Source organism: Phormidium pseudopriestleyi FRX01, from assembly GCF_017313335.1.
In the GTDB taxonomy this organism is placed as follows: Bacteria; Cyanobacteriota; Cyanobacteriia; order Cyanobacteriales; family Laspinemataceae; genus Laspinema; species Laspinema pseudopriestleyi.
Window position 1 is genome coordinate 1 of the sequence record NZ_JAFLQW010000338.1, and the last position, 13,780, is coordinate 13,780.

15 protein-coding genes are annotated in these 13,780 nt (G+C 47.4%); 10 read left to right on the forward strand and 5 right to left on the reverse strand.

From position 1 onward, the window contains the following. Nucleotides 1-116: 116 nt before the first annotated feature. Complete coding sequence (locus tag J0895_RS12710) at nt 117-2,411, reverse strand: IMS domain-containing protein (RefSeq protein WP_207088461.1); 2,295 nt, start codon at nt 2,409-2,411, stop codon at nt 117-119. A 549-nt stretch (nt 2,412-2,960) separates the two neighbouring features. On the opposite strand from J0895_RS12710, the gene pdhA reads away from it, so the two are divergent. Continuing rightward, a complete protein-coding gene (gene pdhA, locus J0895_RS12715; RefSeq protein WP_207088462.1) occupies nt 2,961-3,992 on the forward strand; it encodes a pyruvate dehydrogenase (acetyl-transferring) E1 component subunit alpha in 1,032 nt (343 codons plus the stop codon). 54 nt (nt 3,993-4,046) lie between these two features. On the opposite strand, the gene J0895_RS12720 is transcribed toward pdhA, so the two are convergent. The 3 genes from J0895_RS12720 to J0895_RS12725 are packed head-to-tail and all read right to left on the reverse strand — an operon-like array spanning nt 4,047 to nt 5,720. After that, nucleotides 4,047-4,403 (reverse strand): hypothetical protein, encoded by a 357-nt coding sequence (locus tag J0895_RS12720; RefSeq protein ID WP_207088463.1) that lies wholly within the window; start codon nt 4,401-4,403, stop codon nt 4,047-4,049. Nucleotides 4,404-4,455: 52 nt separating this feature from the next. After that, on the reverse strand, nt 4,456-4,578 hold the full coding sequence (locus tag J0895_RS26400; protein ID WP_277989834.1) for a hypothetical protein: 123 nt from the start codon (nt 4,576-4,578) through the stop codon (nt 4,456-4,458). Beyond that, nucleotides 4,575-5,720, reverse strand: a complete 1,146-nt coding sequence (locus J0895_RS12725) for an FAD-dependent oxidoreductase (protein WP_207088471.1) — start codon at nt 5,718-5,720, stop codon at nt 4,575-4,577. The genes J0895_RS26400 and J0895_RS12725 overlap by 4 nt, the downstream gene beginning before the upstream one ends. Before the next feature lie 204 nt (nt 5,721-5,924). Here J0895_RS12725 and argS point away from each other — a divergent pair, with 204 nt between their 5' ends. The 8 genes from argS to J0895_RS12760 all read left to right on the forward strand — a co-directional run bounded on the left by argS (nt 5,925) and on the right by J0895_RS12760 (nt 12,766). After that, a complete protein-coding gene (gene argS / locus J0895_RS12730) occupies nt 5,925-7,682 on the forward strand; it encodes an arginine--tRNA ligase (protein ID WP_207088464.1) in 1,758 nt (585 codons plus the stop codon). Between the two features lie 181 nt (nt 7,683-7,863). After that, entirely contained in the window at nt 7,864-8,160 is a 297-nt protein-coding gene (locus J0895_RS25890; protein ID WP_242541254.1) for an RpnC/YadD family protein, read from the forward strand. Beyond that, nucleotides 8,126-8,647: an Rpn family recombination-promoting nuclease/putative transposase gene (locus J0895_RS12735; protein ID WP_242541255.1), complete on the forward strand. Its 522-nt coding sequence runs from the start codon at nt 8,126-8,128 to the stop codon at nt 8,645-8,647. The genes J0895_RS25890 and J0895_RS12735 overlap by 35 nt, the downstream gene beginning before the upstream one ends. Before the next feature lie 180 nt (nt 8,648-8,827). Next, complete coding sequence (locus J0895_RS12740) at nt 8,828-9,628, forward strand: sulfite exporter TauE/SafE family protein (protein ID WP_207088465.1); 801 nt, start codon at nt 8,828-8,830, stop codon at nt 9,626-9,628. Nucleotides 9,629-9,708: 80 nt separating this feature from the next. Next, nucleotides 9,709-10,092, forward strand: a complete 384-nt coding sequence (locus J0895_RS12745) for a sulfite exporter TauE/SafE family protein (RefSeq protein WP_207088466.1) — start codon at nt 9,709-9,711, stop codon at nt 10,090-10,092. A 147-nt stretch (nt 10,093-10,239) separates the two neighbouring features. Continuing rightward, the gene (locus J0895_RS12750; RefSeq protein WP_340643505.1) at nt 10,240-10,923 is read left to right on the forward strand and encodes a glycoside hydrolase family 1 protein; all 684 of its coding nucleotides are present in this window, start codon (nt 10,240-10,242) and stop codon (nt 10,921-10,923) included. Nucleotides 10,924-11,292: 369 nt separating this feature from the next. Beyond that, nucleotides 11,293-12,063 (forward strand): YebC/PmpR family DNA-binding transcriptional regulator, encoded by a 771-nt coding sequence (locus J0895_RS12755; protein WP_207088467.1) that lies wholly within the window; start codon nt 11,293-11,295, stop codon nt 12,061-12,063. 478 nt (nt 12,064-12,541) lie between these two features. Continuing rightward, entirely contained in the window at nt 12,542-12,766 is a 225-nt protein-coding gene (locus tag J0895_RS12760; protein WP_207088468.1) for a hypothetical protein, read from the forward strand. 98 nt (nt 12,767-12,864) lie between these two features. On the opposite strand, the gene J0895_RS12765 is transcribed toward J0895_RS12760, so the two are convergent. Continuing rightward, entirely contained in the window at nt 12,865-13,101 is a 237-nt protein-coding gene (locus J0895_RS12765; protein WP_207088469.1) for a hypothetical protein, read from the reverse strand. Between the two features lie 173 nt (nt 13,102-13,274). On the opposite strand from J0895_RS12765, the gene J0895_RS12770 reads away from it, so the two are divergent. Next, nucleotides 13,275-13,780: AAA-like domain-containing protein (locus J0895_RS12770; RefSeq protein WP_207088470.1), on the forward strand; the 506-nt coding region annotated here is incomplete at its 3' end.

Sequence of the window (13,780 nt, forward strand, 5' to 3'; positions counted from 1 at the left end):
ATCGGTCTTAAGCCTTATAGAGCAGGAGATGTGGGATGCTGATTCACGAGAGAGAGAAATAAAAAATAACCGATGGGGTGGGTCCCCATCGGCTTAAATCCTGACTGAATTAGAATTTAGGGTAGGATTACCCAATCACGAATACGCCATTGACCACCTTCGCGAACGAACTGATACTGAACCCGTAAATTGTCATCGCGAGTGGTGCTGAGTTGTCCATTCTCAAATAACCGGGCGGTTTCACTGACCTGGGCCTCTACGGTGGCGCGGTTAGGGTCTGTGGGACTCATTTCAACGCCGGTGTCTTGAATATTGTGGTCGTATTCCCAATACCAATTGTCCCGACGGGAGGCTTCGGCGCGGCGTTGCCACAAGGAGAGGGCTGGGTCCATCAAGATTTCGGGTAATTTTTCGACCTGATGGGTGCTGCCGAGGGCTTCGGATTTGATGGTGAACCATTTTTGCAGGACGCCTTGAGCGATCGCCTCGTTGATGGGTCCCGTTGCTCCGAGTTCTTCTGGGGTGGGTTGGGTGGCGATCGGGATCACCGTTTGGTCTAGCTGAATGCTCAACTGTTCCCCGCGTAAGGATGGCCCTCCTTGAAATAATCCAGCCATCCATCGTAGGGAGTTAATCAGCAACCACAGCAACAATAACCCGAGTAATCCACCGACGCCTAACAAAATCAAGCGTTCTAATTTCGGGTTTTTGCCTTTAGTGCCAGTGCGTCCGACGCCACTGCGACGGGATGGCGGGGTTTCAATCGGCTCCAATCCTCGGACTCGGGCGGCGATGGGTAATTTGCTGCGATCGTCCCGTTTTCCATTTCCGGACCCACTGCGCTCCTCACTGGGACGAGTGCGATCGCGAATTCTCCCGGGACTGGCAGTTTCAGCATCAGAACTGGTGCGAATCGCAGTGGGAAGGGTTGCCAAGGAAACCGCAGAGGAGGAGAGACTGGGATGTTTGCCCGGTGTCCCATTGCTAGACCCATTACTATCCAACCGCAAGGTGGTCATGAATGCCGAGTCCCGTCTTGGGGACGGTTGCGGTAATCCAATGGTGACGGGGTTGGGTGGCGGTGGCACAACCATCCATTCATTCACCTCATCGGCAGTTGTCTCGGGGAGGGCCTCCAAATATGCCTGCACCTGTTCATCGGCAAAATAATCTTTCAAGGATGCCTGTGCTGTTGCCAAATCCCGAAAATGGGGGAAGACCTCCGATTGTAGCCACCGTTCAGCGTACAAGCACAATCCGGGCAGCAAATCCGGTGAATTCCGAGAATTTTCCCGAATAAAGGTGAGGGTTTCCTGTTCCTGAGTCAGTTCCAGGGATTGGGCCGCATCCTCCGTTTGTCCCAACAGTAGGGAACAGACCGATTGTTCCAGGTGGACATCCTGACGTCGCCCTAAATGGGTCAACAGCATTTGAGCCCGGCGAATCAGGGCCGGTTGGCGGGCGGCAAATCCTCGCGCAACGAGGGCATAAACGGCGAGGTAGGTGGCGACGGCGGAGGGGCGACGGGCTTCAGCTTCAAACAATTCCTGTTGTTCAGCAGCCGTGAGGTGGCTTCTGAGTTGCTGAATGAACCGTAAAAAATCATCCACAGACAACCCTGAGCGATCGTCCCCGGTGCCATCAATTCCACCCCGTTCCTGCAACATATCTTGCAAGAGTTGCAATCCCCGTTGCCGTTCTTTGCCTCGGCTTTCCGGGAGGGCCAATAGTTCTAAAATCCGGTAGGGTCGGAGTTTGTAGAGGTCCCCTTGCATTTCTCCGCGCACTGTGGGAAAGAGTCCTTCGCGCAAGAGCATTTCTTGGCCGTTTTCTAGGGAGATAGCGGCATTTTCATATTTACCCCCCTGCCATTGTTCCCGCCCCAGTTCTAAACAGGCCAGGGCTAAGGTGAGGATTATATCAGCCTCAACCAGTTTGGGGTCTCCGAACCGGCCATTTTTTAAACTAATGTTGCTGCCGCTGAGGATCGGCAGTCCGAGTTTCAAGACCAGTTCATATTCCCCAAGTTCTTGGAGAATCAGTAAGGACCCGATGAAGCCTTCGGAGGGAACATCGATGCTGGGAGTATTGGGGTCGAGGTAGGAGTCGGTTGACTCTAGTCCCCCTGTTCCCGTGGAAGAGTCGGCTGGGTCTGACTCTAATTGATAGGCTTTGGCAAGAAAGCTGGCGTCATATTTTTGACGCTCTTCGGGATCGCTCAGGGCGGTATAGGCTTCGTCAATGAGTTGTCTGCGAGCACTTGTGGCGATTTCAGAATATTCCCGCCTTGGGAGTTGCTCTTTGCGATCGCGATGGGCCTGCTTGAGCTGTTCAGCATAGCCAGGGGTTTCGACCCCAGGTACCTGAATTGGCAGGCCGAGAATCCGGTAATAATCGAGTGGCACTAGCACAATCTACTTCCCCTGCTTGATGAGCAACCAGACAAACCAATAGCAGCAAATATAAACGACTAAAAGAGTCCGATAATTATAGCCTTTAGTTTCTATGATAAAAGGTTTCAGAGTTATCTTATCTGGAGAATTGCGGCGTACTTCAAGGGTGAGCTAGGGTTCTGCCCGGGTGGGAAGGGTTTGCGTGGCTTGCCCGGTGTTTGTTTCTATTATTTAACAAGGTCCAGGGAGCTTCGTCAACTGGGGGCCAATTCTGTTGGGTTTTCCGGGGGCAGTTGCCCTGACCCGGCGAAGCGATCGAACCTTTATGGTATGATGTTTGGCCTAGTGGCGATGCTGGTGGATTAATCCCTGATTGGGATAAAACTATAGGGATTGAAATCAATTTAAAGTGGCGACAACCGCCGGGGTTCCCCCAGCAACGGGATTGGTTTTCCAGGTTTCCTAACCAAAAAAACTGGGTTTCATTTTTTGAAGGGGTTAAACCCGGGCAATTCGCTTTTCTTCCGAGGTCTCGACCCTCGGGTTCCAAGCTACTAGGAGACTGTGATGATTCAGGAACGGACTTTACCAACATTTGACGTAAGCACTGTACAACTGTCGAAAGAAGACGGTTTGATGTTGTACGAAGATATGGTTTTAGGGCGCTTCTTTGAGGACAAATGCGCCGAGATGTACTACCGAGGCCGAATGTTTGGTTTTGTCCACCTCTACAATGGACAGGAGGCGGTCTCAACCGGGGTGATCCGGGCGATGAGACGGGATTGGGACTACGTTTGCAGTACCTATCGGGATCACGTTCATGCCTTGAGTGCGGGGGTGCCTGCCAGACAGGTGATGGCGGAGTTATTCGGCAAGGCAACGGGATGCAGCAAGGGCCGTGGGGGTTCTATGCATTTGTTCTCGGGAGAGCATCACTTGCTGGGCGGTTTTGCGTTTGTGGCGGAAGGCATTCCGGTGGCAACTGGGGCCGCGTTTCAAAGCAAGTATCGTCGGGAAGCGATGGGAGATGCGACTTCGGACAGTGTGTCGGCTTGTTTCTTTGGGGATGGGGCCTGTAATAATGGGCAGTTTTTTGAGTGTTTGAATATGGCGGCACTCTGGAAGTTGCCAATTCTTTATGTGGTAGAAAATAATAAATGGGCGATCGGGATGGCCCACGAACGGGCGACTTCTGAACCGGAAATTTATAAGAAGGCTGCGGCATTTGGAATGGTCGGTGTTGAAGTGGATGGGATGAATGTCTTGGCGGTTCGGACTGCGGCGATCGAAGCAGTGGAACGAGCACGCGCCGGAGAAGGTCCTACTCTGATTGAGGCGATGACTTATCGGTTCCGGGGTCACTCTCTGGCGGATCCCGATGAACTCCGCAGCAAGGAAGAAAAGGAATTTTGGCTGTCTCGGGACCCGATTAAGCAATTGAGCGCGTATCTCACTCAGAAGAATTTGGCAACCCCCGAGGAACTTAAGGAGATTGAGAATAAAATCCAAGGGATTGTGGATGAGTCGGTAAAGTTTGCCGAAAATAGTCCGGAACCGGACCCCTCGGAGTTATATCGCTATGTGTTTGCGGAAGATTAGCTCGTTGTAAGCCCCACCCGCACCCTTAAGGGTGCGGGTTTTTTACTGAGACAATTATTCAGTGTCGGTTAACTTTTCTATGAAGCCTTGAGCTTTTTCAGCTAAACCTGGTGTAGGGTTTTCCTCTCGATATTCTGAGAGATTTTCTTCGTAGGCTTTTTCTTCTGTGTGGATATTTTTGGCTTCTTTTAGCATTTCTTCGTAGGATTCTTCGCGACTTTCTAACTGATTGTCCCGCTGGTTGTTATCGAGTTTATATTCTTCTTTGACTAATCTCGAATCTAAGCCGGTTGCGGCTAGGCTTGGATCAGCGAAGGCAAAGGCACCGGAAACGCTGATGAAGGTAAAGGCACAGGCGATCGCAATCAGTCCGAAGCGGATTTGTTTTAAAGCAGATAAAATTCGTTGCATCTCTTATGACCTCTTGATTTTGGCGAGTTGGTAAATGGGAATTTACTTATATTCAGCATCGTAGAATACCGTTGAAGGCTGTTACCTCTACCGAGAGATAGATTAACATCGGTCCTGGGTTGTCCAGTGGAGATACGGTTAACTTTTGAGTGCGATCGCCGGGATTTCGAGTCACGAATTAAACTGGTCCATAAACCGCCGATCAATCCAATCTTTCCAAGTCCAAATTAACCGCAATGGACCCAAACCAAATCTCCCTCGGGAGGCAACTGCCTTTCCGTTCCCGGTTCCAATTAAGGTTAAAAATTGCTGTTGGGGGTGGTAAGAAATTAAAGGTTTTTCCTGTAAAATTAGGCAGAGATTTTCAAACAAAGGTTTTCCCTGACGCACGGCAAAAACTCCCGCTTTGGGTCGCGGATTGTTCAGCAGGGTGGCAATATCTCCCGAGGCAAAGATGTTAGAATGAGAAATGGATTGTAAGTGGTCATTAACTTGGATAAACCCACGATTATCTGTGGATAAGCCGGAACCCGATATCCAATCCGGTGCAGCGGCTTGAGTTACCCAAAATACTTCGTCACACTCTATAGTTAATCCGGATTCACAGTCTAGTTTTAGGCGTTCTGAAGGCTGCTTTTCTAATCGGGTAACGCTTTGGTTGAGGTGCAGGTAAATTCCCCTTCTCTCCATGATTTGGGATAAGGTGCGAGCGGCATAGCGACTATGACTGGAGAGAATGTGACTGCTGCGATGAAAGAGATGATATTCTATATTTTTGCGGTATTTAGGCGCTAAGAGTTTGTTAAGATGAGCTTGAATAGATAAGGTTAATTCGACCCCTCCAGCACCCCCTCCGACGGTTGCTAAACTGCGGGATTGTTGAGGTGACTGCAAGACTTTTTCTTGGAATTTATGCCAGGATGCTAATAATTGAGGGACGGGTTTAGCGGGAATGGCATAAGTGGCGGCACCGGGGACATTGAGAGTGGCGGGAGTGCTACCAATATCAATAGAAAGGATATCAAATCGGATGGGGGGATGGTTGGCACAGAAAACTTGATTTTGTTGTAAATCGAGACCGATCGCGCGATCGCAATAGAATTCTGCCTGAGCTAAATTTGCCAAGGGTCTCAAATCGATATGTGCTTCCTCAAAGGTATAAAACCCCGCCAAATAACCGGGTAACATTCCCGAATAGGGAGTCTGAAGCACATCGCTAATTAAGGTGATGCGAATGCCGGGGAGGGGATTCATGGCAAATTCGCGCAAGGCGATCGCATGACTGTGACCCCCACCGATTAAAACGAGGTCTTTCATTTGGGATTCTGGTAGCTGTTGCACGATTTGAGATGATAACGTCTGACATCAAGACTTGAGGTCGTTATACCTCATTCATTTTACTCTACCTGATTTTGCGCCAGAATTATCAATCAGTTTTGGACAGAAATGATAGGATGAGAAAGAACTAGATTGCTCAAAAAACTGCGTCAATCCTGTGGATCTGCCATCTTATCGCGTCTTATGAAATCAACCAACGAACTGCTAAGAAATCGAGTAGAAAAAGCCCTAATCGCTGCCTTTGGGGAAGAAATGGCCGGGACTGACCCGGTTTTAGTACCAACGACTAATCCTAAGTTTGGGGATTATCAAGCCAATTTAGCGATGTCATTGGCAAAGCCTTTAAAGCAAAAACCGCGAGATATTGCCCAAAAAATCATAGACAATATCGACGTAGCCGAATTTTGTGAACCGCCAGAAATTGCCGGACCCGGGTTTATTAATTTTACCCTAAAACCGAGCTATTTAGAACAGCAACTCGCCGCCATTGAAGGGGATGAACGGTTAGGAATTGAACCCGTGAGTCATCCGCAACAAGTAGTTGTGGATTTCTCTAGTCCCAACATTGCTAAAGAAATGCACGTTGGACATTTACGTTCTACGATTATTGGTGATAGCATTGCCCGAATTTTAGAGTTTTGGGGACATGATGTCTTGCGCCTCAATCATGTGGGAGATTGGGGGACACAATTTGGAATGTTGATTACCTATTTGCGAGAAGTGTCTCCGGATGCCTTAATCACGGCCAATGCGTTGGAGTTAGGGGATTTAGTGGCCTTTTATAAAAAGGCGAAAAAGCGCTTTGATGACGATGAGGAATTTCGGGAGATTTCTCGGCAGCAAGTGGTCAATTTGCAAGCAGGCGATCGCGATGCACAACGTGCCTGGGAACTCCTCTGTGAACAATCCCGCCAGGAATTCCAACAAATTTATAACTTGCTGGATATTCAGCTAACTGAACGCGGAGAATCTTTCTACAATCCTTTGCTTTCTAAAGTTGTAAAAGATTTAGATACTCAAGGATTATTAGTGGAGGACCAAGGTGCAAAATGCGTGTTTTTAGAGGGATTTACCAACAAAGAAGGGGAACCCCAACCGTTAATTGTTCAGAAGACTAATGGGGGATATAATTATGCCACCACTGATTTAGCGGCATTGCGGTATCGGATTGAAGAAGATAAATGCGATCGCATCATCTATGTCACGGATAGCGGTCAATCCACCCACTTCGCTCAATTCTTCCAAGTCGCTACACGCGCCGGTTGGATTCCGGACAATATTGAGGTGATTCATGTCCCCTTTGGATTAGTTTTAGGAGAAGGTGGAAAGAAACTCAAAACCCGCGAAGGCGACACCGTTCGTCTGCGGGATTTATTAGATGAAGCAGTCCTGCGTGCACGCGCTCAACTTGAAAGTATTATCCAAGAAGAAGGCCGTTCTGAAAGCGAAGAATTCATTAAAAATGTGGCGCAAGTTGTCGGAATTGGCTCTGTAAAATATGCCGACCTCAGTCAAAATCGTAGCAGTAGTTATATCTTTAGTTACGATAAAATGCTCTCCCTACAAGGCAATACGGCTCCCTATATGCTCTATGCCTTTGTGCGGATTCAGGGAATCAGTCGCCAAGGCAATATCAATTTCGACAATCTCAGTTCTGATATTCAGATTCAATTGGGAGAAGAAACCGAATTAGCCTTAGCCAAACATATTCTGGGTTTGAGTGAAGTTCTCAAAGAAGTAGAAAAAGAGTTGTTGCCGAATCGACTCTGTGAGTACCTTTATCAACTCAGTAAAAAGTTCAATCAGTTCTATGAAAACTGTCCAGTTTTGCAAGTCGAAGAACCTCAGCGTACCTCCCGATTATTGCTCTGTGATTTAGCCGCAAAAACTTTAAAACTTGGGCTATCATTATTGGGAATCCAACTGATTGACCGGATGTAAAGTGTTGGGTGCGTCAGCGCCTATAGCAGTCCTAAATCAGTTGTGGAATCCGTCGGCGACCCCCAACCGTCGGCGGCCCAAAGCGGGAGAGGGGAGCTATATATGTCATAAATCATTTAGGATTGCTATAGTTCTGGGTTTCTGATGCACCGAATCCTATCACCCTCTATTCGTTTGAATCATGTACTACGATATCTTATGTCGATTTCTGATTGATGAATTTAGCCGGGACTTTGCCACCTTGTTCATGGGAAAACCCATCGAATTAACGATTCTGAGTCCCAAAGAACTCTCCGTAGAACCGATTCGCGCCGATTCTCTGATTCTCCTCCAGTCCGAAGACTCGGTATTGCATATAGAATTCCAAACCAACCCCGAGGTAGAGATTCCCTTTCCCATGGCCGACTATCGCCTGCGGGTATCGACGCTTTCGGGAAAAAGATATGCGCCAGGTGGTGATTTACCTCAGAAAAACTAATTCGCCATTGGTCTATCAAACCGAGTTTATCCTCCCGCAAATGACCCATCGGTTTGAGGTCATCCGTCTGTGGGAACAACCCACCGAACTATTTTTAAATGCACCGGGATTACTTCCCTTTGCCGCCTTAACCCGCACAGAAAATCCCGAGGAGGTGTTAAACGAAGTTGCTCAATTGATTGAACGCATCGAGAACCGACAACAACAGGCCAATTTAGCCGCAGCTTCTTCGGTTCTAGCTGGGTTAGTATTAGATCGAGAGTTAATTAACAGGATTCTCCGGAGGGACATTATGCGTGAGTCACCCATTTATCAGGACATTTTAGCCGAAGGTCGAGAAGTTGGTTTCCAGGAAGGACGCCAGGAAGCGATCGCCGAAATTGCCAGGAATTTACTGCGAAGTGGAATGTCCGTGGAACAAATCATGAATGTCACGGGGTTAACCCGAGAACGAGTTGAGCAACTGACTAACCGCGACTCCGAGTAAGGCGCGGAATCCGGTTAAGTTGAAAAGTCTGGTAAAAAATGCATGGAATCCAGGCATTTTTATTGGCACAGTAAATTGACTGAATTAATTTGGATAACCTTCTATCAAAACTCTAAATCAGTCTGATTTAGATTCGCTATATAATGGGAGGATAAAACACCGTTTTAAGGAGTTCCCTGAATGAATTTAGCGATACTGTTCAGCTTGGGAATTTGTACCGGATTGCTGGCTGGACTGTTTGGATTAGGGGGTGGTATTTTAATTGTCCCCGTCTTAAACCTCTGGGGATTTCCCGTGGTGACTGCCGCTGCAACCAGTTTAGTTGGGGTATTTTTGACCGCGCTTTCTGGCACGATTCGATATAGTTTTACGAACCAATTAAACTGGCAAAATGCGTTACAAATTGCTTTATTTGGGGTTCCTGCGGTCCAAATAGGAGCTTGGTTTGCTCGTCATCTTCCTGATAGCTGGTTGGCTATCTGTTTTTCCCTCTTATTATTAGCCGCTATTTATTTAATGGGATTACGAAAAACCTTGATTGATACGGAAAATTTTGCCAGTTTACTAGACTCAGATTCCCCGGATATATCTGGCAAAAATCAGACCCATTCCCGGTGGGAGTTTGCCAAAATGGGTTGTCTCGGGGGTGCGATCGCTGGATTATTTGGCATTGGCGGTGGCATTGTCATGGTTCCCTTACAAGTCTTGCTACTGGGAGAATCCATCGCCTCCGCAGTCCCGACAACCCTAGCAGCAGTCACGGCGATCGCCGCTTCCGGTTTAGCTCAATATGCCTGGAAGGGCCATGTTTTGTGGATTCCGGGTTTATGTATCGGTTGCGGTGGCATCCTTGGCGTTCAACTGGGAACCCGCCTCCTCCCTCACCTCAGCGCCACTTTAATCAATACCCTCTTCCGCCTCATCCTATTTGTCTTATCCCTGTATATGATGCGCCAAGGGTTTGTCAGCGGAATCATATAAATCCCCAGACTCATTTTTGGCTATTGACGGTTGTCCCCCAACCGAGATAATCTAATCCCAACCTGATGAGATAACTTGCTATGTCTACCCTGTTAATTCAACTGCTTGTGATTGGATTAGTTGCCGGAGTCGCCGGTGGAATGTTTGGCATTGGCGGAGGTGCGATTATGGTCCCCGCAATGGTTTTGGCGCTGTCATTAGACCACAGATTGGCAACGGGAACCTCTATTGCCGCTCAAATTTTACCCATTGGATTATTAGGTGCAATGGTCTATTATAAAAATGGCAATTTAAACTTTAAATATGCAGCAGTAATTGCCTTGGGTTTAATAATTGGCAATTATTTTGGGGCATTATTTGCCAATCAACCCTTTATCAGTAGTGAATTCATGAAAAGACTCTATGGTTTTTTCTTGTTTGTCCTAGGGTTTAGATATTTGTTTCCAAATTTGTTTACCCGGTAATGTCTATGAAAATCCACACCCTAAAGGGTGGGACTACACGGACAAAGCCCGCACTTCGACTGGGCTCAGTAGACCCCTACGCAGCGTCATCCATAAAAACGACTTTTGAAAACCGGATTTTACATTGTAGATTAAATTGTTCTGAGTGTGAATCACTATCAACCCAATAGCGATCGCCAAGCTGACATCGCCGCCTGTGAGCGAATGTATCAAACGAGTACCGCCTTATTTGCTGACCCTCTATTCAAAGGAAAATATCCCGAACCCTTATTCAACTGGATTGGTTGTCATGCACCCAAAATAGAAACAGGGGATTTGGAACTCATCTCTACCCCCATCGACTTTGTAGGGATTAACTATTATTTTACCTTAAATGTTTCCTTTGCTCAATGGGGAGGATTATTTAAATTAGAATCTACCCAAGTTTCTGCACCGGGTTGGGGTCAAACTGAGATGGGATGGGGGGTCAATCCGCCGGGATTAACCTCAGTCTTGTTAGATTTTAAAAATAACTATGGCAATCCTAAACTCTATATTACCGAGGGCGGTTGTGCGTTGCCAGATACTCCAAATTACGAGGGATTTGTAGAAGATTGGGGACGCATTAATTACTTGCGATCGCACTTTATCGCCGCTCATGATGCCATTGCCGATGGCGTCAATTTACATGGATATTATGTCTGGAGTTTGATGGATAACTTTGAATGGGCACATGGATTTTTCCCGCGATTTGGATTAGTCCGCGTCGAATTTGATAGCGGTAAACGCATCCCAAAACAAAGCGCCTGGTGGTATCGCGAAGTCATGAACCGAAATGGGGTAGAAGAATAAATATAGGGGTTCTTGGACTCATGAGGTAAAGATATTTAAAGGAGTGCGAGCATCTTGCTCGCTATTGTCAATAGCGAGCAAGATGCTCGCACTCCAAAAGAATGTACCTGATAACTCTGGGAAACGCTATATCACCAATTATTCCCCTCTCATACATCGTTAGGACAAAATACTCTCGCTGATTGAAAGAGCCGATCGCCTGAAAACACGGGAAGCGATCGCCTTTTCCCTACCCAGCAAAGCCCCCTCTGAGCCCAAAATATCCACAGGCGATCGCCCTTCCGACCCTCCCCATACACCCACTTTTCCCTTCAGGTCTCTATAATTTTATACTAAAGCTGTAGAGTACATAGAGCAGAAATTAACGGTATGGCTGGACATAGTAAATGGGCGAATATTAAACGGCAGAAAGCTAGAGTGGATGCGGTTAAAGGGAAAACCTTCACGAAAATCTCGCGAGAGATTATCGTTGCGGCGCGTAGTGGCGTTCCAGATCCGGATGGCAACTTTCAGTTACGCACCGCAGTGGATAAGGCAAAGGCGGCAGGGATTCCCAATGAGAACATCCACCGGGCGATCGCCAAAGGTGCTGGAACCTGGGATGATGCCAGCAGCAACTATGAAGCAATCCGTTATGAGGGATATGGTCCCGGTGGTATCGCCGTGATTGTGGAAGCGCTGACGGATAACCGCAATCGGACTGCGGCGGATTTGAGGGCCGCTTTTAGTAAGAATGGCGGCAACTTAGGTGAGACGGGATGCGTGAGTTGGATGTTTGAACTCAAAGGTGTAGTGACCCTTCAAGGTGAGATAGAGGAAGATGAACTCTTGGAGGCATCCGTAGAAGGGGGTGCGGAGTTTTATGAACCCACGGAAATCGATGAAGATACATCGGGATATGAGGTGTTTACGGAAACGACTAATTTAGAAAGCCTCAACCAAACTTTAAAAGAGCGCGGATATGAGATTTTCAATGCAGAATTGCGGTGGATTGCTGCTAATAACGTAGAAGTAACGGATCCGGACCAAGCGCGATCGCTCCTTAAAATGATGGATGCTTTGGATGATTTGGATGATGTCCAAAATGTCACCGCCAATTTTGATATGGCGGATGAGTTGGTCGCCCTGAGTCTGGTGTAATTCTAGCTCTAATTCGCTCCTGCAAGAGCGTGAAACTATCAGGTGTGTCTGAGTCGCGGCTCAATCAAAGCCATCACCGAAGCGTCAGACGCACCTGACAACAGTGTGCATCTACTTGGATTAATTTAATATAGCAGTCCTAAATCAGTTGTGGAATGCCCTCACCCCCAACCGACGGCGGCCCAAAGGGTGAGAGGGGAGCAGGAGAGGGCATAAATCATTTAGGATTGCTATAGATCATTGAGTGAGTCATCCGGAGGCGCGGGAGAAACTGACGGGGGGTGAGAAGTGAGGAGGTGGAATGGAGATTGTTTTGGGTGGCGATCGCCTCCTCAACTCCCCTAATTCTGCTAGTTTCTGGGTTCTTGGAGTCGCAAATTTTTAGAAATTGCAATTGATGGTTTTACTCATTAAGTTGTTGATAATTCTTGGGTTTTAAGTTAAACTAAAATAGTATTTTATTCCTGTTTACCCATTGATGAAAAATATAGAAGAGACATCCAAATTTCAAAAAGCCCTTGAAGTTATAGAGGCCCTCCCAATCGATGACCAAGCGATGTTAGTGGATATTATCCAACAGCGACTCAGGCAACAGCGGCGGGACGAACTGTTACAGGAAGTAGTGCGATCGCAACAAGAATATGAAGCGGGAACGGTACGCCGTGGTTCAGTGATGGATTTGTTAACAGAATTATCACCATGAGAAATTTAGTCTGTACTTCCAGTGATGAACTGTATTAAATGGGGTCAATTGAGAGGCGATCGCCTCCTCAACTCCTCGCGTCTCAATTGCCTGACCCATTAGCGATTTTTGAAGCGCCATAAAATTAGGAAATGCAAAACCAATACAATCCACACTTCTAAGCGAATGCCATAAGCAATAGCCGGGGACTGGGGTTGCTGGGGAACGGTGTTCACTTCTTGCATCGGATACAATACCGGCATCTGCGGATTGAGGGAGATCGTAGTATCCAAGTCTTCCATCGCCCGGATTAAGGTTTGGACTTTCACAGTTTGAGAGCGGTTTTCGTCTGTCATCGGATTTCCTCCAAAGGTTCATAATCATATAAAAACCTATCCCTGTCTGCGTTTACGTCGGTTTAACTGGGAGGATTGTCTGACTTTTTGCCCGATGTCGGAGTTCTGTCGGAGTTTGTCTCAGGCAGAGGAAAAGGGACTATAATCGGAGCAGGTTTACCGAATCAGGAGTTATGCCAGAACGTTCCCTCAAGGTTCACCCGGACCATATTCAAACGGTAGAATCTGCATTCGCCTCTAGTCCATTTCCTAGCAAACAAGCCCTGGCTACTGAAGTGGGTCTACATCGAACAACTGTCAGTCATTATTTCAACCGTATAGCCATTGACCGTCTCAATTTTATAGAGATTAGCACAAGATTGGGGTTAGACTGGGAAACGATTGCGGATGTGGAGTTGCCGCCAGAAGACCCTTATTATATTAAACCCGCGATCGCCTCGCAGTGCTATGAAGAAATTTTAAAACCGGGATGCCTGATTCGGATTAAGGCCCCTTGGCAAATGGGCAAAACGTCCCTGATGTCAGGGACGTTAAACCATGCACAGAGTCTGGGATATCGCACGGTTGCCTTAAATTTTCGAGAGGCGATCGCCGATGAATTGCAGAATTTAGAGGGGGTGTTGCAGTGGTTCTGTATCAGCGTTGGGGAGGTATTAGGGGTAACCAAGTCTGTAGAGGA

Excerpts from the sequence above, each read along its gene's own strand:
- pdhA (WP_207088462.1), top strand. The coding sequence starts at position 2,961 with ATGATTCAGGAACGGACTTTACCAACATTTGACGTAAGCACTGTACAA.
- J0895_RS12720 (WP_207088463.1), bottom strand. The coding sequence starts at position 4,403 with ATGCAACGAATTTTATCTGCTTTAAAACAAATCCGCTTCGGACTGATT.
- J0895_RS12725 (WP_207088471.1), bottom strand. The coding sequence starts at position 5,720 with ATGAAAGACCTCGTTTTAATCGGTGGGGGTCACAGTCATGCGATCGCC.
- argS (WP_207088464.1), top strand. The coding sequence starts at position 5,925 with ATGAAATCAACCAACGAACTGCTAAGAAATCGAGTAGAAAAAGCCCTA.
- J0895_RS25890 (WP_242541254.1), top strand. The coding sequence starts at position 7,864 with ATGTACTACGATATCTTATGTCGATTTCTGATTGATGAATTTAGCCGG.
- J0895_RS12735 (WP_242541255.1), top strand. The coding sequence starts at position 8,126 with ATGCGCCAGGTGGTGATTTACCTCAGAAAAACTAATTCGCCATTGGTC.
- J0895_RS12740 (WP_207088465.1), top strand. The coding sequence starts at position 8,828 with ATGAATTTAGCGATACTGTTCAGCTTGGGAATTTGTACCGGATTGCTG.
- J0895_RS12745 (WP_207088466.1), top strand. The coding sequence starts at position 9,709 with ATGTCTACCCTGTTAATTCAACTGCTTGTGATTGGATTAGTTGCCGGA.
- J0895_RS12755 (WP_207088467.1), top strand. The coding sequence starts at position 11,293 with ATGGCTGGACATAGTAAATGGGCGAATATTAAACGGCAGAAAGCTAGA.
- J0895_RS12760 (WP_207088468.1), top strand. The coding sequence starts at position 12,542 with ATGAAAAATATAGAAGAGACATCCAAATTTCAAAAAGCCCTTGAAGTT.
- J0895_RS12765 (WP_207088469.1), bottom strand. The coding sequence starts at position 13,101 with ATGACAGACGAAAACCGCTCTCAAACTGTGAAAGTCCAAACCTTAATC.